18 protein-coding genes, 1 tRNA gene, 2 rRNA genes and 1 pseudogene are annotated in these 25,326 nt (G+C 28.9%); 20 read left to right on the plus strand and 2 right to left on the minus strand.

Going from position 1 to position 25,326, the window contains the following annotated elements:
• The 4 genes from WJW32_RS02385 to WJW32_RS02400 all read left to right on the plus strand — a co-directional run.
• Window positions 1–82: ribosomal RNA gene (locus WJW32_RS02385) — 23S ribosomal RNA — on the plus strand; the annotation flags it as partial.
• A gap of 49 nt (window positions 83–131) precedes the next feature.
• Window positions 132–205: transfer RNA gene (locus tag WJW32_RS02390), tRNA-Gly, on the plus strand.
• A 4-nt stretch (window positions 206–209) separates the two neighbouring features.
• Window positions 210–326 (plus strand): 5S ribosomal RNA (rrf, locus tag WJW32_RS02395).
• Window positions 327–353: 27 nt separating this feature from the next.
• A complete protein-coding gene (locus WJW32_RS02400) occupies window positions 354–815 on the plus strand; it encodes a CPBP family glutamic-type intramembrane protease (RefSeq protein WP_340254428.1) in 462 nt (153 codons plus the stop codon).
• Between the two features lie 73 nt (window positions 816–888).
• Here WJW32_RS02400 and WJW32_RS02405 read toward each other — a convergent pair whose 3' ends face one another.
• Window positions 889–1,245 carry a hypothetical protein gene (locus WJW32_RS02405; protein ID WP_340254431.1) on the minus strand — a complete coding sequence of 119 codons (357 nt, stop codon included), beginning with the start codon at window positions 1,243–1,245 and terminating at the stop codon, window positions 889–891.
• Window positions 1,246–1,439: 194 nt separating this feature from the next.
• Here WJW32_RS02405 and WJW32_RS02410 point away from each other — a divergent pair, with 194 nt between their 5' ends.
• The 5 genes from WJW32_RS02410 (at window position 1,440) to WJW32_RS02430 (ending at window position 7,545) form a co-directional block, all read left to right on the plus strand.
• Entirely contained in the window at window positions 1,440–1,883 is a 444-nt protein-coding gene (locus tag WJW32_RS02410) for a YkvA family protein (RefSeq protein ID WP_340254434.1), read from the plus strand.
• A gap of 212 nt (window positions 1,884–2,095) precedes the next feature.
• A complete protein-coding gene (gene dprA, locus WJW32_RS02415; protein ID WP_340254437.1) occupies window positions 2,096–3,184 on the plus strand; it encodes a DNA-processing protein DprA in 1,089 nt (362 codons plus the stop codon).
• Between the two features lie 18 nt (window positions 3,185–3,202).
• On the plus strand, window positions 3,203–5,269 hold the full coding sequence (gene topA, locus WJW32_RS02420) for a type I DNA topoisomerase (RefSeq protein WP_340254440.1): 2,067 nt from the start codon (window positions 3,203–3,205) through the stop codon (window positions 5,267–5,269).
• Window positions 5,270–5,403: 134 nt separating this feature from the next.
• Window positions 5,404–6,183, plus strand: a complete 780-nt coding sequence (codY, locus tag WJW32_RS02425) for a GTP-sensing pleiotropic transcriptional regulator CodY (RefSeq protein WP_340254443.1) — start codon at window positions 5,404–5,406, stop codon at window positions 6,181–6,183.
• Window positions 6,184–6,276: 93 nt separating this feature from the next.
• Window positions 6,277–7,545, plus strand: a complete 1,269-nt coding sequence (locus tag WJW32_RS02430) for a replication-associated recombination protein A (protein ID WP_340254446.1) — start codon at window positions 6,277–6,279, stop codon at window positions 7,543–7,545.
• A 176-nt stretch (window positions 7,546–7,721) separates the two neighbouring features.
• Here the strand turns inward: WJW32_RS02430 and WJW32_RS02435 are convergent, their stop codons facing one another.
• Complete coding sequence (locus WJW32_RS02435; protein ID WP_340254449.1) at window positions 7,722–9,053, minus strand: aminotransferase class V-fold PLP-dependent enzyme; 1,332 nt, start codon at window positions 9,051–9,053, stop codon at window positions 7,722–7,724.
• Between the two features lie 364 nt (window positions 9,054–9,417).
• Between WJW32_RS02435 and WJW32_RS02440 the strand changes: the two genes are divergently transcribed.
• The 11 genes and pseudogenes from WJW32_RS02440 to hsdR all read left to right on the plus strand — a co-directional run bounded on the left by WJW32_RS02440 (window position 9,418) and on the right by hsdR (window position 25,324).
• A complete protein-coding gene (locus WJW32_RS02440) occupies window positions 9,418–12,852 on the plus strand; it encodes a pyruvate carboxylase (protein ID WP_340254452.1) in 3,435 nt (1,144 codons plus the stop codon).
• A 284-nt stretch (window positions 12,853–13,136) separates the two neighbouring features.
• The gene (locus WJW32_RS02445) at window positions 13,137–13,430 is read left to right on the plus strand and encodes a hypothetical protein (RefSeq protein ID WP_340254454.1); all 294 of its coding nucleotides are present in this window, start codon (window positions 13,137–13,139) and stop codon (window positions 13,428–13,430) included.
• 1 nt (window position 13,431) lies between these two features.
• On the plus strand, window positions 13,432–13,809 hold the full coding sequence (locus tag WJW32_RS02450) for a ribosomal maturation YjgA family protein (protein WP_340254456.1): 378 nt from the start codon (window positions 13,432–13,434) through the stop codon (window positions 13,807–13,809).
• A gap of 139 nt (window positions 13,810–13,948) precedes the next feature.
• The gene (locus tag WJW32_RS02455) at window positions 13,949–14,212 is read left to right on the plus strand and encodes a hypothetical protein (RefSeq protein ID WP_340254459.1); all 264 of its coding nucleotides are present in this window, start codon (window positions 13,949–13,951) and stop codon (window positions 14,210–14,212) included.
• 57 nt (window positions 14,213–14,269) lie between these two features.
• Window positions 14,270–14,335: pseudogene (locus WJW32_RS14865) on the plus strand (TetR family transcriptional regulator); the annotation flags it as partial.
• 39 nt (window positions 14,336–14,374) lie between these two features.
• A complete protein-coding gene (locus WJW32_RS02460) occupies window positions 14,375–14,674 on the plus strand; it encodes a hypothetical protein (RefSeq protein ID WP_340254462.1) in 300 nt (99 codons plus the stop codon).
• 168 nt (window positions 14,675–14,842) lie between these two features.
• On the plus strand, window positions 14,843–15,757 hold the full coding sequence (locus tag WJW32_RS02465) for a tetratricopeptide repeat protein (protein WP_340254465.1): 915 nt from the start codon (window positions 14,843–14,845) through the stop codon (window positions 15,755–15,757).
• A 20-nt stretch (window positions 15,758–15,777) separates the two neighbouring features.
• Window positions 15,778–17,826, plus strand: a complete 2,049-nt coding sequence (locus tag WJW32_RS02470) for a YgiQ family radical SAM protein (RefSeq protein ID WP_340254468.1) — start codon at window positions 15,778–15,780, stop codon at window positions 17,824–17,826.
• 151 nt (window positions 17,827–17,977) lie between these two features.
• The gene (locus tag WJW32_RS02475; RefSeq protein WP_340254471.1) at window positions 17,978–20,029 is read left to right on the plus strand and encodes a methyl-accepting chemotaxis protein; all 2,052 of its coding nucleotides are present in this window, start codon (window positions 17,978–17,980) and stop codon (window positions 20,027–20,029) included.
• A 139-nt stretch (window positions 20,030–20,168) separates the two neighbouring features.
• Window positions 20,169–21,737, plus strand: coding sequence for a murein biosynthesis integral membrane protein MurJ (gene murJ / locus WJW32_RS02480; RefSeq protein ID WP_340254474.1), 1,569 nt, complete (start codon window positions 20,169–20,171; stop codon window positions 21,735–21,737).
• A gap of 347 nt (window positions 21,738–22,084) precedes the next feature.
• Window positions 22,085–25,324, plus strand: a complete 3,240-nt coding sequence (gene hsdR / locus WJW32_RS02485; protein WP_340254477.1) for a type I restriction-modification system endonuclease — start codon at window positions 22,085–22,087, stop codon at window positions 25,322–25,324.
• Window positions 25,325–25,326 lie beyond the last annotated feature (2 nt).

The following is a 25,326-nucleotide window of genomic DNA, read 5'->3' on the forward strand; positions in this document are numbered from 1 at the left end:
GACTACCTGGTTGATAGGTTCAGGGTGTAAGCTCAGTAATGAGTTCAGCTGATGAATACTAATAGATCGAGGACTTAACCTAATTTAAATCTGGTCAATTTTGAAGGTATTAATTTGTAATATTTTAATATGCGGGTGTAACTCAGTGGTAGAGTTCTGGCCTTCCAAGCCAGCTGCGAGGGTTCGACTCCCTTCACCCGCTCCAAATATGTGGTTATTATAGCAAAGAGGATACACCTGTTCCCATTCCGAACACAGAAGTTAAGCTCCTTAGCGCCGATGGTACTTGGGGGGCAGCCCCCTGGGAGAGTAGGACGTAGCCACGTAATCTTTTTTGTTTAGGTGGAAATTGTATGTTTAAAAGATTAGATAACTTCCTAAAAAATTTACCTGCTATATTATTCATATTCACTATGCTTATTATAAATTATTGTATAGCTAGAATGAATTTGTTTAGTTTTTTATCAGATAATAACGGAACTAGGCATATATTTATATCTAAATATAATCAATTTTTAGAAAGTGTAATTATAGCACCTTTTTTTGAGACTTTAATTTATCAAAAGGTTCTAATATCATTGTGTTGTATGTGGGATGAACTTAGAAAAAGAAAATATTTGATAGTCATTATATCCTCTTTTATGTTTTCTTTAAATCATAGATATAGTCCTCAGTATGCAGTAGAAACATTTTTCTCTGGGGGGATGATATTTGCATATTCATACTTAACTTATAAAGATAAAAGTAAATATAGTTTCTGGATAGTATTTTCGATTCACTCTTTATGGAATTTATTCGTTATGATATCTAATTGAAATTATATAGTTTCGTTAAATAAAAAAAATGGATGTCTCAAGATTATCTTGAGATATCCATTTTTTTTATTATTTAACGATAGAACATAGAGAACATATAAGAGAATAGAGCTACTCTAAAGAATAAACTTCCAACAGATGTCACAATTCCTATACCTACAGCCCAATAGCCAAGTGTCTTAGCACCTGAATAGATGGAGATTACGCCAAGTATTATACCAATTACACCAAATGTTACTGGATAAGTAAATAAAGATACTATAGAAGCAAAAATAGCTAGATATCCCATAATACTTACATTAGAACTATCTTTTCTTTTTTCTTTTCTATAAAATCGACTATCTGCTGTTAATTCTGGGGCATATTCTGCTTTATCTTGTTTACCAATTGAATCATCATATCTGTTAGAATCCTTATATTCTTTGCTCACAAAATCACATCCTTTTTTATATATTTAATATTATTCTTTTCAATTTTCAAAATAATAATTAGTTTTTTAATGGATATTGAGTTAAGATTTAACTATAATATTAAGTAGTTATTAAATCTATATAAAAGCTATATATATGTATATTATTTTGATATAATATTACTATAATTAATGTAGAAAGGATGGTTTATTTAATGATAAATCCAAGTCAAGTAGCTAAAGATATATTGAGTTCTGAGTACTTTAAAAATGCTAGAAAAAATGCTCAGATTTATTCAAATGATATTAATAAAATAGAAGAGATACTTTTACAAGTAGATTATAAATTAAATAACATGAAGTTTAATGAAAATGAAGAAAAAGTAGTTGAACTTGTTAGCAATATGAAAAATTTATATAGATTAGTTAAAGTGTATTATTCGGATGAATATGAAGATATAAATATAGAATCTATAGTATGGGCTATAGTAGCGATTAACTATTTTATAAGTCCAGTTGACTTTATACCCGATTCTATGGAAAATGTAGGGTATATAGATGATATGATAGTAGTGTACTTTGTATTAAGCAATATAAAATCGGAATTAGATGAATTCTTAATATGGGAAAAGAATAAAGAAAATATCTTCGCTTTATAAAGCGAAGATATTTTCTTTATAACGAATAGGAAATTATATTCCTCGTTGAATTGTGGATAAGTATAATTTTCGTTATGAGTTTCAAAAAAGTCTACCACTGAAAGCTTTTAAAAGAAAACTTTTTTATTTTGCATTTTAATTTATTTAATGTATAATGGTATGTAAAATGTGCATAATATCCAATAAATTATAAAATGTTGAGGAGTTTATTTATGAATATGGATGATATGTACCTTTTGTTGTCTCATATAAAAGGTATAGGATATAAAACTATACAAAAAATAGATGATTATTTTACTGATATTCAAAATTTTGATATTGTATCTGATGAAGAAATATATAAAATACCAAATATAAGTTTAAAAATAAAGAAAAATATAGTAAACTATAGAAGTTCGACTTATTTAGAGCAGATAAAGGAAAATCTAAAAAAACATGAAATGAATTACATAACAATAAATAATTCTAATTATCCTAAGAGGTTAAAAAATATATATGATCCACCTCATATACTTTATTTTAAGGGAAATAAAGATTTGTTAAATGAGTTTTGTATAGCTATGATAGGATCGAGAAAACCTACGAATTATGGAGTGTTCTGTGCAACTAAAATTAGCAAAGAACTATCATTACTTGGAATTAATATAATAAGTGGTATGGCAGTAGGGATAGATTATTATAGTCATGTAGGTTGTTTAAATGGACATTCAAAGACTATAGCGGTATTAGGATCTTCTATAGACATGCCTTATCCAAAACAGAATATACACCTTATGAACAATATAATTGAAAGTGGAGGAATTGTATTGAGTGAATATCCACCTGGAACAGAGGCTAGACCAGGATACTTTCCTATGCGAAATAGAATAATCAGCGGTATATCTGATGGAGTGTTAATAGTTGAGGCAAGTGAAAAAAGTGGATCATTAATAACCATGAACTACGCTTTAGATCATGGGAAAAATGTTTTTGCTATTCCTGGAAATATTAATTCTTTTATGAGTAAAGGAAGCAACAAGATAATAAAAGAAGGTGCTAAACTTGTTTCCAGTGTAGATGACATACTTGAGGAATACGATATTGTTTATAATAATGTAAAAAAAGAAAATGAATATCAAATAGATTTGTCTAATGATGAGGGAAAAATAGTTACTTTATTAAAGAATAATGGATCATTACATGTAGATTTTATTTGTGAGTATACCAGACTAAATATAAAAGATATATTAGGTATTTTAAACATTTTAGAAATAAAGGGTATAGTAACGGAGTTAGGAAATAAAATATATAGTATAAAATGAATTGTGGGGGTGCACTTAATGGCAAAGAACTTAGTTATAGTTGAATCACCAGCTAAAGCTAAAACTATAGGTAAATTTTTGGGTAGAAATTATACAGTCAAAGCATCCGTTGGACATGTTAGGGACTTACCTAAAAGTAAATTAGGGGTAGATGTAGAAAATGATTTTGAACCTTACTACATTAATATAAGGGGAAAAGGACCTGTTATTAATGAGTTAAAAAAGGAAGCTAAAAAAGCTGAAAAAGTTTTTCTGGCTACTGACCCCGATAGAGAAGGTGAAGCAATATCTTGGCATTTAGCTCATATTCTAAAACTAGAGGAAACGTCTAACTGTAGAATAGAATTTAATGAAATAACAAAGGAAGCTATAAAAAAAGCTATAAAAAATCCAAGAGAAATAGATGAAAAGGTCGTAGATGCTCAACAAGCTAGAAGGGTACTCGATAGATTGTTAGGATATAAAATAAGTCCTCTTTTATGGCAGAAAATAAGAAAGGGTCTTAGCGCAGGAAGGGTTCAATCGGTTGCTACTAAAATAATATGTGATAGGGAAAGAGAAATAAATAAGTTTGAACCTGAAGAATATTGGAGCATAGATGCAATATCTAAAATAGAAGATAAAGAAGTTGAGTTTAAATTTTATGGAAAATCAAATGAAAAAATAGACTTAAAAAATAAAGATCAAGTAGATGCTATATTAAATGAGATATCTAATAAGGATTTAACAATAGAAAATATAGAAGTTAAGGAAAGACGTAAATCTGGTCCTAAACCATTTACAACAAGTGCTCTGCAGCAAGAAGCAGCTAATAAATTGGGATTTTCTACAAAGAAAACTATGATAGTAGCACAACAGTTATATGAAGGTATAGATATTAAAGGTCAAGGAACAGTAGGTCTTATATCTTATATAAGAACAGATTCATATAGAATATCAGATGAAGCATTAGGAAAAGGAAAAGATTATATATTAGAAAATTTAGGTGAAAACTATTATAAAGGTTTTGAAAATAAGCAAAGAAAAGGGAAAAAAGTACAAGATGCTCATGAGGCTATAAGACCTACAGGTATAGATAGAACACCTGAACTAATTAAGGAATCTTTAAGTGATGAACAATATAAGCTATACAATCTTATATGGACAAGGTTTGTATCAAGTTTGATGGAAGATGCTGTATATGAGAGTTACAATGTAAAAGCTAAGGTTGGGGATTATATATTTAAAACAACAGGTCATAAGCTTAAATTTGATGGTTTCTTAAAAGTATATATATTTTCAAATAAAGAAGATAAGTTAATTCCTAAAATAGAAGAAGGTATGGAAGTTAAGATGGATAATATAATTCCAAAACAACACTTCACACAACCACCAGCAAGATATACAGAGGCAAGTCTGGTTAAAATCTTAGAAGAACTAGGTATAGGAAGACCTAGTACATACGCTCCTACAATAGGGACTATACTTGCTAGAGAATATGTAGAAAAAAAAGGAAATAGTTTGTATTTAACTGAACTTGGACTATTAGTAAATGAAATAATGGAAGAAAATTTCCAAAAATTTATAGATTTAGATTTTACTGCAGATATGGAGAATATGCTTGATTCAGTTGAAGAAGGGGATATACCGTGGAAGGATGTAGTAAAACAGGTATATAAGCCATTAGAAGAAGCTATAGAAATAGCACAGGAAAAAATAGAAAAAATAACTATAGAGCAAGAAACAGATGAAATATGCGAAAAATGTGGATCTAATATGGTTATAAAATATGGTAGATTTGGAAAATTTCTAGCGTGCAAAAATTATCCTGAATGTAAAACTACAAAACCTCTTTTGAATAAAGCTGGCGTTAAATGTCCTAAATGTAAAGAAGGCGAAATAATAATTAGAAAAAGTAAAAAAGGAAGAATATTTTATGGATGTGATAAGTATCCTGAATGTGATTTTATTTCGTGGAATAAACCTACTGGAGAAAAATGTGAGAAATGTGGCGAGTATTTAGTTCATAAAGAAACAAAAAAAGAGAAAAAAATAATATGCTCAAATAAAGAATGTGATTACGAAAAAAAGTCGAAAATTAGCTAAAAAACGTTGATTAATTTTAAAAATTGTGATAACATTTCAGATGTGTCATGTATATAGTGTGGAAAATTATAAAAATTCTAAAAACTTTTTTTGTTTTCATATAGTAAGATATACAGTGTAAAGAGGAGGATATTATGGCTAGCGAATTACTTGACAAAACTAGAAAAATAAATAAAATATTACAAAGATCAGGTACACAACCTGTTTCTTTCCCACAATTATGTGAAATATTAAGTGAAGTGTTAAATACTAATACTTATATAATAAGTGGAAAAGGCAAAATATTAGGAGCTCATCTATCAGATATCAAAGGAAGCCTTATTATATCTGATAAAGATACTGGAGAAGAAAAACTACCAGATGAATATACAGCCAATATAATGAAGGTTACAGAGACTGTTGAGAATATAACTGGAGATAAATTCTTAGAAATATTTAATGATGATATTGAAGGTGCTGACAAGTTTACAACTATAGTTCCTATTATAGGTAGCGGACAAAGAGTAGGAACTTTACTACTTTCTAGATTTGATAATGAATTTACAGATGAAGATCTAGTATTAGCTGAGTATAGTGCTACAGTTGTATGCTTAGAAATTCTTAGAGCTAAATCTGAAGAGATGGAAGACGAAATGAGAAAAAAGGCTGTAGTTCAAATGGCTATAGGAACTCTTTCTTATTCAGAACTTGAAGCTGTCGAGCATATATTCAAAGAACTTGATGGAATGGAAGGACTAGTTGTTGCTAGTAAAATAGCAGATAGAGTAGGAATAACTAGATCTGTTATAGTTAATGCTTTGAGAAAGTTTGAAAGTGCAGGAGTTATAGACTCTAGATCATTAGGTATGAAGGGAACTCATATAAGAATACTTAATGCTAAATTATTAGACGAGCTGAATAAAATTAAAAAGTAATATTATTTAAAGTCCTGTGTTATTTATACTAAAAAGTAATAAATAATATTAGGGCTTTTTTTAATTAATAATACCAAGAGAGTGGTGGGGAATATGAAACCATTAGCTGATAGAATAAGACCTAAAGAAATAGATGATATAGTAGGACAAAGACATTTAATAGGGAAAAATAAAATATTAAGCCGAATATTAAAATCTGGATATATAACTAATATGATATTTTATGGACCTCCTGGAGTAGGAAAAACTACTGTTGCTAACATAGTGGCTAATAAAACTAATAAAAAATTTTACAAAATAAATGCAACCAATTCATCTTTAGAAGATGTAAAAAAAATTATAAAAGATTTAGATAGTCTAGAATGTATAAATGGTATTTTACTTTATTTAGATGAAATACAAAACTTTAACAAAAAACAACAGCAATCGCTTCTTGAGTTTATGGAGAATGGAAAGATAACATTGATTGCAAGTACTACAGAAAATCCATATCATTATATTTATAAGGCTATACTAAGTAGATCTACTATATTTGAATTTAAGAGTATACAAAAAAATGATATAATGCAAGGAATTAGAAGGGCTATATCAATTATAAAAAAGGATTTATTTGATATAAATATAGTATTTGACGAAAATGCAATAGAATATGTAGCCAGTGTAAGTGGTGGAGATTTAAGGCGAGCTATTAATAGTGTTGAACTTTGTGTGTATTCAACTAATCCAAATGAAAATGGAGAAATAGCTGTAAATATAGAAAAGGCTAAGGAATGTACTCAAAAAAATATTTTAGATTATGACAAATCTGGAGATAGCCACTATGATATATTAAGTGCGTTTCAAAAGTCTATTAGAGGAAGTAATCCTGATGCTAGTATACATTATTTAGCAAGACTTATAAAGGCGGGAGATCTTATAAGTATATGCAGAAGGTTATTGGTTATTGCTAGTGAGGATATAGGGATGGCTTATCCAAATGCTATTACAATAGTAAAGTCTTGCGTAGATAGTGCTAATCAATTGGGGTTTCCGGAAGCTAGAATACCCCTTGCTCAAGCAACCTTATTACTTGCCACTTCTCCTAAGTCAAATTCTGCTTATAAAGCTATAGATAAGGCTCTTTATGAACTAGATACAAAAGATGTTGGTCAAATACCTAATCATATTAAAGATTCCCATTATAATGGTGCTAAGAATCTAGGTAGGGGTGTACAGTATAAATATCCTCATGATTATAAGAATAATTATGTAGAACAACAATATTTACCTGATAATATAAAGGATTCTATATATTATAGTCCAGGTGATAATAAAATGGAAAGAAATATAGAAAGTTATCTAAAGTTTATAAGCGAAAATTAAAAGGGTTTAGTATATATTTAAATATATACTAAACCCTTTTTAATGAGTAGAAAATTAGATGATTTTAAATCTATGGATAATCTTTTAATAAAGCTATATTTACAACTATTTTTGAGCAATAAAGACCGTAGGGATTGTTGGCGATATGAGTCACTGCGTTAGCGAGTAGACGAATTTTAACATCTGTGAATCGCATTTTTATCTTCGTAGTTATCTATATAATGTTGTTTGTTATTAGCTATCTTATATAAAGCTTTTATTAATACATCTATTTCATTAAAGTCATTGTATATGCCAAAACTTACTCTGACCATTCCTGGTTTTGGAGAATTAGGAATTAACATTTTTTCTTTTATTTCTTCTTTTGATACATTAAGAAGGTTTTGTATATAAGGCTGAGCACAAAAGCACCCATTTCTAACACCTATTCCGTATTCTAAAGATAGTATTTTTGCTACTGCTTCATGAGAAATCCCTTCAATATTAAATGGAATAATACTGGTTCTGTCTTTTATATTATCAGTATCTCCATAAATTTTTATATCAGGAATATCTTTCATAAACCTCATAGCGTAATTTAATAGGTTATCCTCGTATTTTTCTAGATTTTTCATATTTATTAATGATAAAGTCTTGATTGCTCTTGTAAGGGCTATTACACCCATTAAATTAGGAGTTCCCGCTTCATCCTTATCTGGAGGATCGGCCCAGATGACAGTTTCGTGAGTAACAATATCTACTGTTCCACCTCCAACATAGTCAGGACCGTTGTTTTGAAATGTAGACTTAGGTCCTATCAATACTCCGCTTCCAAAAGGTGCATACATTTTATGAGCAGAAAAAACTAAATAATCTATATGTTCTGGTGAATCTATATTTTTCATATTTACTTTTGTATGAGGAACTAGTTGAGCTCCATCTACTAGTATTTTTGAATTGTATTTGTGTGCTATTTTAGCTATTTTGTGTATTGGATTCTTATATCCTGTTACATTGGATACACCTGTAACTGTAACAAGTTTTACGTCTCCATTATATTTAATTAATTTTTCTTCTAGATCATTTAAGTCAAGTCTTCCTAAATTATCTATTTTCACATAATCAATGTTTCCTTTTCTCCATGGCAAATCGTTAGAATGATGCTCCATACAAGTTGATAAAACAACAGAGTTATTGTTATCTTTAGAAAGTATATTAGAAAGCATATTGATACCTTCTGTTGCATTTTTTACATATATAATTTCCTTATCATTTATATCTGTTCCTACGAAATTAGCAACTATATCTCTGGATTCGTCGTATAAGTCGGAAGAAAGCTGTGATTTATATCCCTTGCCTCGATGAATGGAGGAATACCAGTTTGAGAAAGAAAGTATTTCTTTAAGTACAGACATAAAAGGTGGAGTTGTAGCAGCATTATCGAAGTTTATATAATTAACCATCTTTTTATTTTTAAGTGGGACCTTGGTATTAACTCCCGCTATTAAAAATCTATATTTATTAAACATTAAATTATTCACCTACTTTAAAGAATAAGTATTTACAATTAACTTATGTTGATTTTAATTTAAAGGTGAATGAATAATTATATGAATAAATTGAACAATAAGAACGTATTGAATGATTGACAATTTATTTAATTAAGAATATAATGAAATGAGTTAATAAAATAAAGCATAAACACTTAAAAAATTAATTAAATAAAGAAGAAAATATAAACATAAGAAATGTTTAAGATTTAAAAAACAAGTTTTGATTTAAATTAATATGATAATAATATGGATTAAGTAAAAGAAAAATATAAGAAATACAGGAAAATACGAACAATATATGATAAAATAAAGATATAATTCGAAGAAAGAGGGCGTAGAGATGATTAAAAAATTTAAAAAAGTATTGGTAGCTAATAGAGGAGAAATAGCTATAAGAATATTTAGAGCTTGTTCAGAGCTTGGAATTAGAACTGTAGGAATATATTCAAAGGAAGATAAGTATAGTCTTTTTAGAAGTAAATCAGATGAATCATATCTAATAGGAGAAGATAAGGGGCCTATTGAAGCTTATCTAGATATGGAATCTATAATTCATATAGCAAAGAAAAAGAATGTAGATGCTATACATCCTGGATACGGTTTTTTATCAGAAAATGCTGAGTTTGCTAGAATGTGTAGAGAAAATGGTATAGAGTTCATAGGACCATCTCCTGAGGTTATGGATAGAATGGGAGATAAAATAAACTCTAAAAAGGTTGCTAAAGAAGCAAATGTACCTACAATACCTGGAGTGGATCATTCTATTGAAACAGCAGAAGAAGGAATTAGAATAGCAAAACAAATAGGATACCCTATTATGCTTAAGGCCTCTAATGGTGGTGGCGGAAGAGGTATGAGAGTAATAGAGAGGGAAGAAGATTTAGCGTTAGAGTTTGATAGAGCTGTTAGTGAGTCTAAAAAAGCTTTTGGTAAGGCTTGTATATTTATAGAAAAGTACTTGAAAAAGCCAAAGCACATAGAGGTTCAAATACTTGGAGACAAAAATGGAAACATAGTTCATCTTTATGAAAGAGATTGTTCTGTTCAAAGAAGACATCAAAAGATCATAGAATTTGCTCCTGCATTTGGACTTAGTGAAGATGTTAGAGATAGAATATGTGAAGATGCTCTAAAACTTGCAAAGCACGTAGGATATCATAGTGCAGGAACTTTAGAGTTTCTAGTTGATGCTGATGAAAATTATTATTTCATAGAGATGAATCCTAGAATACAGGTTGAACATACTGTATCTGAAATGGTAACAGGAATTGATATAGTTCAAAGTCAAATACTTGTAGCTCAAGGTTATTCATTAAATAGTGAAGAAATAAATATAAAGTCTCAACAAGATATAAAGTTAAATGGATATTCGATACAGTGTAGAATAACTACAGAAGATCCTAAGAACAACTTTATGCCAGATACAGGTAAGATACATGTTTATAGAACTGGATCAGGTTTTGGTATAAGACTTGATGGAGGAAATGGATTTACAGGATCTGAAATAACACCTCACTATGATAGTTTGTTGGTTAAAACTATATCTTGGGATAGAACGTTTAAAAATTCTATAAGAAAGATGCTAAGATCTATAAAGGAAATTAGAATAAGAGGGGTTAAGACTAATATAGGATTTTTGGTAAATGTATTAAATCATCCTGATTTTGTAGAGGGTAAGTGTGATACTAAGTTTGTTGATGAAACAGATGAATTATTTGAAATAAGAGAAGGTAAAGATAGAGGAACTAAGCTTTTACAATTTATAGGGAATGTAACAATTAATGAAGCTAAAGAAATTAAAAAAGATTTTGATATGCCAAAAGCACCTAAGGTAGATGAATCTATAATAATGAATAATGGCTCTAGAGATTTACTTAAAAAACTTGGAACTAAAAAGTTTATGGAGTATGTTAAAGATGAAAAGAAGCTATTCATAACTGATACTACTATGAGAGATGCTCATCAATCATTATTTGCTACTAGAGTAAGAACTAACGACCTTTTAAAAATTTCAAAATCAGTAAGTCATAATATGAATGATTTATTTTCGCTTGAAATGTGGGGAGGAGCAACTTATGATGTTGCATATAGATTCCTTAAAGAGTCGCCATGGTTAAGACTTGAAAAGCTTAGAGAAAATATACCTAATATAATGTTCCAAATGCTTCTTAGAGCATCTAATGCTGTTGGATATAAAAACTATCCAGATAATGTGTTAAAGGAATTTATTAAAGAATCATCAAGTAAAGGAATTGATATATTTAGAATATTTGACAGTTTAAACTGGGTTGAAAATATGAGACTACCTATATACGAAGCTTTAAATACAGGAAGTCTAGTAGAAGGTACTATATGCTATAGTGGAGACATACTAGATCCTACTAAAACTAAATACACTACTAAATATTATGTGAATATGGCTAAAGAACTTGAAAAAATGGGAGTTAATATGATAGCTATAAAAGATATGGCAGGTCTTTTAAAGCCTTACGCAGCATATGAACTTGTAAAGGCATTAAAAGAAGAAGTAGGAGTTCCAATCCACCTTCATACGCATGATACTAGTGGAAATGGACTATCAACACTTCTTATGGCATCACAAGCTGGAGTTGATATAGTAGATACTGCTGTTGAATCTATGGCAGGACTTACAAGTCAACCGTCTATGAACAGTTTAGTAGAAGCATTAAAAAATACAGGTAGAGATACTAAAATAGATCTTGAAGGAATATACGAAATAGGAGAATACTATAGAGAACTTAGAAATGTATATTCTAAATTTGAAAGTGATTTAAAAACATCATCATCGGAAATATACAAATATGAAATACCTGGTGGACAATATACTAACTTAAAACCTCAAGTTGAAAGTTTAGGACTTGGAAATAAGTTTAAAGAAGTAAAAGATAATTATAAAGAAGCCAATGAAATTTTAGGAGATATAATAAAAGTTACACCTTCATCAAAAGTAGTTGGAGATTTAGCTATATTTATGACTAAAAATAGTCTTGATAAAGAAAACATAGCTACAAAAGGAGCGGAAGTTTCATTCCCAGATTCTGTAGTAGATTACTTTAGAGGAATGATAGGTCAACCAGAAGGTGGATTCCCTGCAGATGTTCAAAAGGTTGTATTAAAGGGAGAAAAACCAATTGATGTAAGACCAGGAGAACTTTTAGAAGATGTAGATTTTGATGAAATTAAGAAAATGTTAGATGAAAAGTTTAATATGAAAACTAATATGAGAAATGTGATAAGCTATTGCTTATATCCTAAGGTATATGAAGAGTATCTGTCTCACCTTAAAGAGTACAATGATGTATCGAAGCTTGAAAGTGATGTATTCTTCCACGGATTAAACAAGGGTGAAGAGTGTGAAGTAGAAATAGAGTCTGGTAAGGTTTTAACTATAAAATTGGTAGAAATAGCAGATGCTAAAGAAGATGGAAAGAGAACACTTACATTTGAATTGAATGGTATGAGAAGAGAAGTTGAAATAGAAGATAAAAACTTTGCAATGAATGTAAAAACAGTTCTTAAAGCTGACCTTGATAACAAATTTGAAGTTGGTGCTAGTATTCCTGGAAAAGTGGTAAAGATATTAGTTAACGAGGGGGATGAAGTTAAAGAAAATCAACCTGTTATAATAATAGAGGCTATGAAGATGGAGACTACTATAGTTTCTAGAAGTAATGGGATAATAGATAAGGTTTATGTAAAGGAAGCTGACGTGGTTTCTGATAGAGAGTTATTAATTGCAATAAAAGAAAAGTAGAAAAACTAAAAGAATCCTCAATTATGGGGATTCTTTTTTTGAAACTATAAAATACAAATGCGGTTAATTGAAAAATGGCACTCATTAAAATACCGCTACTTAGTAGCTAACATTTTAATGAGCGCCATTTTTTAGTTTAGGTTTGATAATGATTGTTATAAATGAATAAACCTAAATATCCAATAAGAGTAAAACAGCAATTAGTATTACAAAATATGGAACATTACTGAATTAAATGATAAAATAAAATTATTAAGAATCAAATAGTTAAAGGGGTAGCTTTTATGTATAGTATTATAAAAAAGTATGATTTTAAAATACACTTAATAATTTCTTTATGTATGTCCATGATTATAAGTTTAATAAGATATATACATAGTGCAAAAGAAGCTTATTCAATAGGGGTTATAGGAGGAGCTGATGGACCTACTGTTATATACGGATCAGATAATATATCTTATTTACTTATAAAGTTTTTGTTTATTATTAACAAATTCTGTTTTATACCAGTATTTATAATTTTGGTTTTATTGTATAAGCCGGTTAAATACAGCATAGATAAAATTAAGGAGGTGTAGAATGGATAAGCGAAATAGATATTTGTATTTTATTCTTATAATCATAGTTATAATGATGGGATTATTATCTAGAAAAGTAGATAGTATGCCAACTTTTATCAAAACATATCTTCCTGATACCTTATGGGGTCTTATGGTATTTTTTATAATGGCATTTATATTTAATAAATCTAGTACATTAAAGATTACTATATATTCTTTGATATTTAGTTACTGTATAGAAATAAGTCAACTATATCATGGCGTGTTTATAGATAATATAAGAAGAACTACACTTGGGGGATTAGTTTTAGGGTTTGGGTTTTTGTGGTCAGATTTAGTTTGTTACAGTGTAGGAGTTTTAATTGGATACTTGTTGGATAAGTATTATATAAAGTGAAACTTAATTCAGATGGAGTTTTTACTCAAACTGAATTTTAGTTGAACCAATCCAGAAAATGTAGAGTTCTTATCTATAGCCTTAAGAGGGGGTGTATTAGAACTCTTAGCTTTCGGATAAATAAAAAGGGGGATTATCAATGCATAGATTAAGTTATAAAGATATGATGTACTTAAAAGAAATAGGTTTATATTCTTATGGATACGCTTATATACTTAGATATTTACTAGAAGATGAATATGAAGGGATAAAGAAGATTGAGGATATAAAAGAACAGGTTGAAAAAGTTCTTGAAATTTTGAATAATAGAAAACAATTGCCTCAGGAATATAAGGATTTAGTAGATAATTATAATGGTTTTTGTGGAGTATTAATACCTAAAGAAGAAATAATGTGTGATTAAAAAAATTCTCTAAAGAGAATCTTCGATTGAAGATTCTTTTTATTTTTAGCTACGACAATTTTAGAAATAGCTCAAAGAGCACAAGTTGCAGAAGTAACTTTATTTAGGTATTTTCCTAAAAAGAAAGATATTTTACATTTTGCAGTTTTGGATTTTGTTGATGTGTTTACAGGGAAATTTGCTTTTAATAGTTTAAAGTTAATAGTGGATAATAATAAACATAAATCTATAAAAGAAATACTAAAATTTATTATGCAAAATATAACTGTGAGGCTTACGGCTTTTTCTCTTGTAAGGGAAAAAGGGACTTTAGAATTATTAATAGTAACACTTATAAAATCATCAGAACTTATAATAGGTAAGATGATACCTTATATTTTAATAGGAAGTATAGATTTTATAATATCATTGTTCTTTGGAACATTATGGTTTGATGTTCCTATTAAAGGGTATTGGATTTAGCTATTTAATGAAGGATGTAGTTGTTTTATTGATATTTGGAACTTTATTATTATGTATATTTTCGATTAAATTTAAGAAAAAATTAGATTAAAACTCTAAAAATGTTGTAAAATATCTAACTATTGATATAATTAATGGGTAATATAATACATTAGAGAGGTACAAAATATGAAAAATACTTATATGATAAATAATTATAAAAATATTGCCAATAAATTCTGTGAAGATGGAAATTTTATTAAGGCTATAAATTTTTACAACAAAGCTTATGATTTAGAAGGTGGTAGTGAAGATATAGATCTACTTTTAGATATGGCTCTTGCATACGATGACATGGAAAACTATGATTTTGCAAAACAAAAGTATGAAGAAGTATTGAGCATAGATAAAAATGAAGCTAGAGCTTATTTTGGACTTGGGGTTTTATATGATAATAAAGAAGAGTATATAACTTCTATTGACTATTATAAGAAAGCTGTTGAGATTGATGATAAATACGATAGAGCTTATTTTTTCTTAGCTAGTGCCTATGATGAGATAGAAGAGAGTGAAGATGCTATAAAAAATTATAAAAAGGCTATAGAACTTAATCCGGATGATTTTTGGGCATATACTAATTTAGGTTCATTGTATGAAGAAATGGATGAAAATGAATTAGCTTATGAAATGACTAAAAAAGCTTTAGGAATTATTTCTAATCACTTTACAGCACTTTTCAATATGGGAGTTATACTTAAAAAGCTAGGAAGAGAAAATGAATCTATAAAATATTATGAAATGTGTATAAAAAGGGATAAAGAAAATCCTTACTCTTATTTGAACTTAAGTATTATATACAAGGGACAACAGAAATATAAAAAAGCTAAGGATATTATAAGTGAAGGGATAAAAAATAGCCCTAAAACATCAGTTTTATATTATAATAGAGCATGTTTTTATGTTAAGCTTGGAATGTATGAATTAGCTCTTGAAGATTTAATAAAAGCAATAGAGATTAGTGAGAAACTTCTTGAATATGCAAAAGAAGATGAAGAATTGGCTCCTATTAGGGAACTCAAAGCATATAAAATTATGTTTGAATAAAAACAGGCAGGTGAATTGGTATGACACAAAATAAATTTTTACCTATTAGTAAAAATGATATGATAGATAGAGGTTGGGACGAATTAGATTTTATAATAGTAACTGGTGATGCATATGTTGATCACCACAGTTTTGGTACGGCTATAATATCTAGGGTATTAGAAAATGAAGGATATAAGGTTGGAATAATAGCTCAACCTGATTGGAAAAGTACTGATGATTTTAAAAAGCTTGGAAAACCACGTCTTGGATTTTTGGTTAACTCTGGGAATATGGACTCTATGGTAAATCATTACACGGTTAGTAAAAGAGCAAGAGAAAAAGATTTTTATTCTCCAGGTGGAAAGATGGGTCTTAGACCTGATAGAGCTACGATTGTTTATTGCAATAAGATAAGAGAGGTATATAAAGATATCCCTATAATTATAGGTGGAGTAGAAGCCAGTCTTAGAAGATTTGCTCATTATGATTACTGGGAAAATAAAGTTAGAAAATCAATGCTTGTAGATAGTGGAGCAGATTTACTTATATATGGTATGGGAGAGAGACCTGTTGTTGAGCTTGCAAATAACTTAAATGATGGATTTGATATAAAGTATATAAGACATATAGATGGAACTTGTTATATAGTAGATGAAAAAGAAGAGTTGTATGAGGATTATGTAGAGGTACCATCTTTTAAGGATGTATTTAAAGATACGGTTGAGTATGCAAAAGCATTTAAGATTCAATATGAAGCACAAGATCCTATAACGGGAACTATGATTGTGCAAAAGCATGCCAATAAGTATCTTGTTCAAAATAAACCTCAAATGCCGTTATCAAGAGAAGAACTAGATAAGGTATACAATTTACCTTATCAGAAAAACTACCATCCTATATATGAAAAACAAGGTGGGATAGCTGCTATTGAAGAGGTTAAATTCAGTATAGTAAGTTCTAGAGGATGCTTTGGAAGTTGTTCTTTTTGTGCTATAACATTCCATCAAGGAAGAATAGTTCAAAGTAGAAGTGAAGAATCTATAATTAAGGAAGCTAAGGAAATAACTAGGTATCCAGACTTTAAAGGATATATTCATGATGTTGGTGGACCTACTGCAAACTTTAGAAATCCTGCTTGTGCAAAACAGTTAAAATCAGGAGCTTGTAAGAATAAGCAATGTTTATCTCCAAGTCCATGTAAGAATATGGATGTTGATCATAGTGAATATTTAGGAGTTCTAAGAAAACTTAGAAAATTACCTAATATTAAAAAAGTATTCGTAAGATCAGGTCTTAGATATGATTATATAATGGCTGATAAGAGTGATAAATTCTTTAGAGAATTAGTAGAACACCATGTCAGTGGACAGTTAAAAGTAGCTCCTGAGCATATATCTCCTAAGGTTCTTAAGTATATGGGAAAACCAGCAGGAAAGACTTATGATAAATTTAGAGAAAAATTCTATAAGATAAATGATCAATTAGGAAAGAAACAATTTATAATACCTTATTTAATGTCAAGTCATCCAGGTAGTACACTTGATACTGCTATAGAGCTTGCTGAGTATTTAAGAGATATTAAATATCAACCGGAACAGGTTCAAGATTTTTATCCAACTCCTGGAACCTTATCTACGACAATGTTTTATACAGGACTGAATCCTTTAACTATGGAAAAGGTATATATACCAAAGACTAAGAGTGAGAAAGCTATGCAAAGAGCTCTTCTTCAATATAGAAATCCTAGAAATTATGATTTGGTTTATGAAGCTTTGATGAAAGCTGGAAGAGAAGATCTTATAGGTTTTGGTCCTAAGTGCTTAATAAAGCCAAGAGGTGCTAGAAGAAAAGAAGATTATAGTAAATTTAATAAAAAAACTAGTGGTAAGACTAGAAATAATAGAAAGTCAAATGATAAGCCAAAGGGTAAATTCGATGATAAATCTAAAGGCAAATTTAGTGAAAAATCAGATGATAAATTGAACGGCAGACCTAATAAAAAGAGTAATGGCAAGTTTGATAATAAAAACAATAAAAAAACTGATAATAGAAAAAATAAATTTAAAGGAAAAAAAAGAAAAGGGTAGTATAATATTGGGATTTAGAAAATATATAATAAAGAATAGTGATTATGTAAATATATAGTTTGATAAAGTAGGTTATAAAACTTAACTTAGAATTGAAATTAAAAAAATTTCAATTCTAAGTTAAAGTATATTATACAGGGGGTATAGACCAATGATACAATTTAAAACTATAAAAAGTACAATGTTAAGTATTATTATTCCCTTAGTTATTGTAGCAATGCTTACATTGGCAATATTAGGATATTTTTATTCGAAAGCTATTATAAACGATGAAATAAGCAAAAAGATGAATTATCAGTTAGATTATGTGATAGAAAACATTGAAAAGAGATTATCTAAGCACAATCAATTAGCATTAGGACTAGCAAAGGCTGTAGAAGCTTCTATTGAAACAGGAAAAGAAGAAACTTATTTATCTATGGTTGAAAAAGTTGTTTCTACAAATGAAGAAACATTTGGTTCTGGTATATGGTTAGAACCATATATGCTAAATGATAATGAAAAATATTTTGGACCATATGCATATAAACACAATGATAAAATTAGCCTAACAATGGGTTATAGTAATGAAAAATATGATTATTTTCAATATGAATGGTATCAAGGTGTAAAAAACATAAAGGACACTTCTATTTGGTCAACTCCTTATTACGATGAAACAACAGATATTACTATGATTACAACTTCAGTACCTCTTTATAATAAAAATGGTGAATTCATAGGAGCTGTTACAGCGGATACAAATTTAGGGAGCATTCAAAAAATGATTCAGGATACAAAGGTAGGAATAGAAGGAAGGGCATTTTTAATTAGCGAAGATGGAACTTATATTGCAGATAAAGATAAGGAAAAGGTTATGAAAGTAAAAGTTCTAAATGATTCTAATAAAAGCCTTGCTAATATTGGGAAAAAATTAGTACAAAGTGAAAAAGGAAATGGCATTTATAAAGATAAAAATGGAGATAATGAGATATATTATGCAAGAATTCCACAAACAAAATGGATTGTTGCATTGACTATTCCACAAAAAGAATTATACGCACCTCTAAAAAACTTAGTAAAAAATATAATTATTACCATAATAATAAGTTTATTTATTGTAATTAGTGGTATCGTAATGTATGCAAATCGTTTAAGTGAAAATATTTCTATATTGAAAGAAAGTGCACACTCTATAGCACAGGGAGATTTTACGGTAAAATCAGATATTAAGTTAAAGGATGAAATTGGACAATTATCAAGTAACTTTAATACAATGGTACAAAATGTTAAAATCCTCTTGTTAGATTCAAAAGAAGTAAGTGAAGCGGTATCAGAGTCTGCAATTAATTTAGCAGCAACATCTGAGGAAACAAGTGCTTCAGCAGAAGAAATAGCAAGAGCAATTGAAGAAATAGCAATGGGAGCAACTAAGCAGGCACAAGATGCAGGAGAAGGAGCAAAAATTTCCTCTAATTTAGATAATAAGTTTACAAAATTAACAAATAATAGTGAAAATATGTACCAAAAGGCAAATGAAGTAAGCGAAATAAATAAATTAGGTGTGGAAGTAGTGAAAGAGTTAAAAGAAAATACGGATTTAAATAATACATCTATTGATAATATAGAAATGGCAATAAAGCAATTGAGTATGAAATCCAATAATATTGGTGGAATATTAGAAACGATAAGATCTATAGCAGAACAAACAAACTTATTAGCACTTAATGCATCCATAGAATCAGCTAGAGCAGGAGAGGCAGGAAGAGGATTTGCAGTGGTTGCTGATGAAATTAGAAAACTTGCGGAAGGATCACGAGAAGCAACAGATAAAATAAAAGAAATTGTAGAAGATATTCAAAAAGAAAGTTATAATACAGTAGAACTGATGAATGAAGTAAAAGAGATATCCTTAAAGCAGACAAAATCTGTAGTAGATGTAAACGGTGCATTTCAAAAAATATCTTATGGAATAGAAAGTATTGCAATCAATATAAATGATGTAAATGAATTTATTAATAATATGATTTACGATAAGAATGAAATTGTAAGGTCTATAGAAAATATCTCAGAGGTATCAGAGGAAACAGCTGCTTCGTCTGAAGAAGTAACTGCATCTGTAGAACAGCAATCCATGGCAGTAGAAGACGTAGCAAATAATGCAGAAAAACTCACACAATTATCTTTAAAATTAAATGATCAAATAAATAAATTTAAAATATAAGTGTAGCATAGCCATCAAGCTAAGACGTATAAAAGCTTGATGGCTTGTAATTTATGTTAGAGAAATACTGTAGTTGACACAATAATAAGATAAAATTATAATTACATAGTAACTTACATATAACGAGAGGGAGTACTATATGAAAAATAACAAAAAAACAACAACTAAAACAGTAGTATTTGTAATGTTAATAATGATACTTAGCAGACTACTAGGATTTATACGAGAAATCATAATGACCAATAAATTTGGTATAGGAGTAGAAACTGATGCGTTCTTTGCAGCATTTACTATTCCTGATATGATGTATTATCTTTTAATAGGGGGTGCTTTAAGTTCTGCATTCATACCTGTATTTACTAGCTATTTATCAAAGGGAGATGAAGAGGAAGCTTGGAAGGTTGCTTCTACTTTTATAAATATAACTGTACTACTTTTGATGGTACTATCTATTTTAGGGATTACATTTGCGCAATATTTAGTTCCGCTTGTAGCTCATAAATTCCAAGGAGAACAGTTGGATCTTACTATAGAACTTACGAGATTTATGTTTCCTGCTGTAACATTTACTGCACTTGCGGGTCTTGAAACTGGAGTTTTAAACTCTTATAAGATATTTAATGCTCCATCAATAGGACCTATACTGTATAATTTTGGTATTATATATGGAACTATATTTTTAACATCTAGATTTGGGATAAGAGGTATGGCCATAGGAGTTGTTATAGGTGCTATATCAAATGCTCTATATCAATTTATATTTGTATCTAAAAAGGCTAAACACTATAGATTTACATTTGATCTAAATCATCCTGGTGTTAAGAAAATATTTAAGCTAATAGTTCCTGCTATGATAGGTTTATCTGTTACTCAAATAAACCTTGTAGTAAATCAAAATATAGCTTCGGCTTTTGATAAGGGAAGTATAACAGCATTAAGACTTGCAAATAGAATAATGCAGCTTCCACTTGGTATTTTTGCTATGAGTATATCAACTGTTATATTTCCAACTATAACTGCTCAAATAGCAAAAGGAGAAATAAGTGATTTTAGAGATACTTTTGCCATGGGTATGAGAAATATATTCTTTGTTACAATACCATCAGCAGTAGGTCTTATGACTTTAGGGGTACCATTGATAAGATTATTATTTGTAAGAGGTGCTTTTAATGAAGACGATGCAATGGTAACTGCTACAATACTTGTTTTTTATACATTGGGACTAGCTTTTCAAGGTGGAGTACAGCTTTTAACAAGAGGTTTTTATGCAAATCATGATACCAAAACCCCTGTAAAAATAAGTTTTATGGCTATGTTTGGAAATATAATACTAAGCTTATTGTTAGCTTATTATACACCTTTAAAGGTAAATGGATTAGCGCTTGCATATTCTATAACAAGCTTTGTAAATATGACTATGTTATTTAAAACTTTAGGCAAAAAAATGGATGGAATAAACTCAAAAGAAATAGTTTCTTCTTTCTTCAAATCTACGATTGCATCTATTGTTATGGGTGTGGTAATAGTTATATTAAATGTAATATTTAATAAATATTTTGATGTTAATGATAAGACTATACAGATAATTCAAGTAACAGTTGATACATTAATTGGAGCTGGAGTATTCTTTGTAGTTGCGAATATTTTAAATATGCAAGAGGTAAATGATATTAAAGAAATAATCAAGAGGAAGAGAAGTAGAAGATAAGGTATTGAGAATAATGTGCTTAACCCCAAAATAAAGGGTATCAAAATACCGCAAACGTGTTAAATGTTTTTAATAAAACTAGGAATTACATCTTATTGAATATCCTAAAAGTTCTAAACTCCCTAAGGGTCAGACAACGAACTTTCTTAACGGATATTCAAACGATGTAATTCAAGTTTTCTACAAAAACATTTAAATCATTTGCTAACATTTTGACACCCTTTATTTTTTATTGTAGCTCTTAAATTTTAAATTTGTAAAGTCCATCTATGATATACTAGTATAAGAATATATTGGAAAATAATATAATTATATGCAAAAATAGATATGTATTTGGAGGGATAGGCTTGGTTAAAAGCAACTTTACTTTTTTAGAATCTAAATGGCCAGTTCTTAGCGATTTAGGAAAACTTGCAGAAAAGAATATATACAATGATTCAAACACTACATTGATTAAATTAGGGATGATTGGAGAACATATAGTTGATTATATGTTTGCGTATGATGATTTAGATAGTCCCCAAGATAATAAACAAATTACAAAAATAAAAATATTAAAAAATAATGACTTATTACCTTATGAAATAGATCAAATACTATATGTACTTAGAATAAATAGAAATAAAGCAGCGCATAAAAATTATAGCAATGTAGAAGATGCTAAAACTAATACAAGTCTAACTTTTAAATTAGGGGTATGGTTTATGCAAACTTATGGTGACTGGGATTTTGAACCAGATAAGTTTATTATGCCAGATGAAAGTACATATATATTATCAGAAAATAATGAGATACTTAAGGATTATGAAGAAAAGTTGTTGATTTTAGAAGAGGAACTAAAAAAACTTAGAACAAATGAAAAGAAAATAACAGTAGAAGAAAGACAAGAAAAATCATTGAAATCAGCATCTTTAATTCAACTTAGTGAAGATGAAACTAGACAAATAATAGATATGCAGCTTAGAAACTGTGGTTGGGAAGTTGATACAAAGAACTTAAGATATGCTAATGGGACAAGACCTGAAAAAAATAAAAATTTAGCTATAGCTGAATGGCCAACTAAAGGTGGAAGAGCAGATTATGCTTTATTTATTGGTGAAAAGTTTGTAGGAATTATAGAAGCTAAAAAAGGAAGTAAGGATATATCGTCAGATATTAATCAAGCTAAAGAATATGCTAGAAATATAAAAAAAGAACATTTTAAATATATTATAGATACGTGGAATGATTATTGTGTACCATTTATATTTGCGACAAATGGAAGACCGTATTTAAAACAATTAGAAGAAAAATCTGGAACATGGTTTTTAGATACAAGAAAGAGTACCAATCATTCAAGAGCTCTTCAATCATTCTATACACCTGAAGGAATTATGGATTTAATTGAGAGAGATATTGAAAAAGCACAACAAACTTTAGAAAATGAATCTTTTGATTACTTAACAGATAAAAATGGACTTTCACTTCGAGATTATCAAGTAAGGGCTATAAAAGCTGTCGAAAATGCAATTTCAAATTATAAAAAGAATATTTTACTATCTATGGCAACTGGTACAGGAAAAACAAGAACCATAGTAGGTCTTATATATAGATTTATAAAAGCTAAAAGATTTAAAAGAATACTGTTTTTAGTAGATAGATCAGCTCTTGGAAATCAAGCGGAAGACACGTTCAAAGAAGCAGTAATAGAAGATTTACTTACATTTACTCAGATATATGATGTGAAAGGATTGGAGCATAAACATCCAGATCAGTCAACGAAACTACATATAACAACAGTACAAGGTATGGTAAAAAGAATAATGTATAGTAGTGATGAAGAAATGATTCCTAATATTGATGATTATGATTGTATAATAGTAGATGAAGCTCATAGAGGATACATACTAGATAAAGAAATGGGAGAAGATGAGCTTAGATTTAGAAACCAGAATGATTATATAAGTAAATATAGAAAAGTCTTAGAGTATTTTGATTCTGTAAAAATAGGTATTACAGCAACTCCAGCACTACATACAAGTGCTATTTTTGGAAAACCAATATTTGAATATTCATATAGAGAAGCTGTTATAGATGGATATTTGGTAGACCATGAACTTCCACATCATTTACAGACAACACTAAATACAGAAGGGATTAAATATAAAAAAGGAGATGTTGTCCCTATATACGATCCTTTTACCAATCAAATAGTCAATAGTGATGAGCTAACAGATGATATTAATATAGAGGTGGATAAGTTCAATAAAAAAGTTATAACAGAGAGTTTTAATAGAGTAGTTCTAGAAGAAATAACAAAAGATATTTGTCCAGATGGACCAGAAAAAACACTAATATTTGCAGCTACAGATATTCATGCAGATATGATAGTTAGACTTATAAAAGAAATTTATGAAAAAAGAGGAATAGAAATAGAAGATGATGCAGTAATGAAAATTACAGGTTCTATTAATAAACCACTAGAAACAATTAAAAAGTTTAAAAATGAATTATATCCAACTATTGCAGTTACAGTAGATTTATTAACTACGGGAGTTGATGTACCTTCTATTACAAACTTAGTATTTCTAAGAAAAGTAAAATCAAGAATATTATATGAGCAAATGCTTGGAAGAGCTACAAGATTGTGTTCTGATATAGAAAAAACTCATTTTAATATATATGATCCAGTAAGACTTTATGAAACTTTAGAATCTGTAAACAATATGAAACCAGTTGTGGCAAATAATACTGTAAAGTTTAATACACTATTATATGAATTATTAAAGCTTGAGACAGAGGAAAAACAAAAAACACATATAGATCAAATAATAGCAAAACTTCAAAGAAAGAAGAAAAATATAAAAAATGATGATATAGATATGTTTATATCTTATGCTGATGGATTAGATATTGATGAATTTATTAGTAATTTAAAAACAAGTAGTACAATAGACTCTGTAAATAAGTTAAAAGGTAAAAAAGACTTATTTGAATTCTTGGATAAACCTAGAAAGGTATATGATGATCCAACTATAGTTTCATACCATGAAGATGAATTAAAAGAACATTCGCTAGGATATGGAGATGGAAAAAAACCAGAAGATTATATGATTGAGTTTAAAGACTTTATCGATAATAATATAAATAAAATACAAGCACTTCAAATTGTTTGCCAAAGACCTAAAGAGCTTACAAGAGATTCTTTAAAATCATTAAGACTTGAGCTGAACAAACATGGTTTTTCAGAAACACAGCTTAATAGTGCTTATAAAAATATGACTAATGAAGATATAACAGCAGATATAATAAGTTTTATTAGACAACAAGCAATAGGAAGTGCATTAATTGACCATGAAGAAAGAATAAAAAAAGCTATGAAGAAAGTCAAAAATCTTCAAACTTGGACTAAGGTTCAAAAACAATGGCTAGATAAAATTGAAAAGCAGCTTCTAAAAGAATGTATAATAGATAAAGAATCTTTTAACAGTGGAGCATTTAAAAAGAATGGTGGATATGATAGAATTGATAAGTATTTTGAAGGAAAACTAGAAAAAGTAATAGATGTTATAAATGATAACTTGTATGATGAGAGGGGACTAGCATAATA

This window comes from Tepidibacter sp. Z1-5 (assembly GCF_037844525.1).
Classification (GTDB): domain Bacteria; phylum Bacillota; class Clostridia; order Peptostreptococcales; family Peptostreptococcaceae; genus Tepidibacter_A.

What these genes read in the sequence shown, in the direction of transcription:
- WJW32_RS02400 (WP_340254428.1), top strand. Translation starts at nt 354, where the DNA reads ATGTTTAAAAGATTAGATAACTTCCTAAAAAATTTACCTGCTATATTA.
- WJW32_RS02410 (WP_340254434.1), top strand. Translation starts at nt 1,440, where the DNA reads ATGATAAATCCAAGTCAAGTAGCTAAAGATATATTGAGTTCTGAGTAC.
- dprA (WP_340254437.1), top strand. Translation starts at nt 2,096, where the DNA reads ATGAATATGGATGATATGTACCTTTTGTTGTCTCATATAAAAGGTATA.
- topA (WP_340254440.1), top strand. Translation starts at nt 3,203, where the DNA reads ATGGCAAAGAACTTAGTTATAGTTGAATCACCAGCTAAAGCTAAAACT.
- codY (WP_340254443.1), top strand. Translation starts at nt 5,404, where the DNA reads ATGGCTAGCGAATTACTTGACAAAACTAGAAAAATAAATAAAATATTA.
- WJW32_RS02430 (WP_340254446.1), top strand. Translation starts at nt 6,277, where the DNA reads ATGAAACCATTAGCTGATAGAATAAGACCTAAAGAAATAGATGATATA.
- WJW32_RS02435 (WP_340254449.1), bottom strand. Translation starts at nt 9,053, where the DNA reads ATGTTTAATAAATATAGATTTTTAATAGCGGGAGTTAATACCAAGGTC.
- WJW32_RS02440 (WP_340254452.1), top strand. Translation starts at nt 9,418, where the DNA reads ATGATTAAAAAATTTAAAAAAGTATTGGTAGCTAATAGAGGAGAAATA.
- WJW32_RS02445 (WP_340254454.1), top strand. Translation starts at nt 13,137, where the DNA reads ATGTATAGTATTATAAAAAAGTATGATTTTAAAATACACTTAATAATT.
- WJW32_RS02450 (WP_340254456.1), top strand. Translation starts at nt 13,432, where the DNA reads ATGGATAAGCGAAATAGATATTTGTATTTTATTCTTATAATCATAGTT.
- WJW32_RS02455 (WP_340254459.1), top strand. Translation starts at nt 13,949, where the DNA reads ATGCATAGATTAAGTTATAAAGATATGATGTACTTAAAAGAAATAGGT.
- WJW32_RS02465 (WP_340254465.1), top strand. Translation starts at nt 14,843, where the DNA reads ATGAAAAATACTTATATGATAAATAATTATAAAAATATTGCCAATAAA.
- WJW32_RS02470 (WP_340254468.1), top strand. Translation starts at nt 15,778, where the DNA reads ATGACACAAAATAAATTTTTACCTATTAGTAAAAATGATATGATAGAT.
- WJW32_RS02475 (WP_340254471.1), top strand. Translation starts at nt 17,978, where the DNA reads ATGATACAATTTAAAACTATAAAAAGTACAATGTTAAGTATTATTATT.
- murJ (WP_340254474.1), top strand. Translation starts at nt 20,169, where the DNA reads ATGAAAAATAACAAAAAAACAACAACTAAAACAGTAGTATTTGTAATG.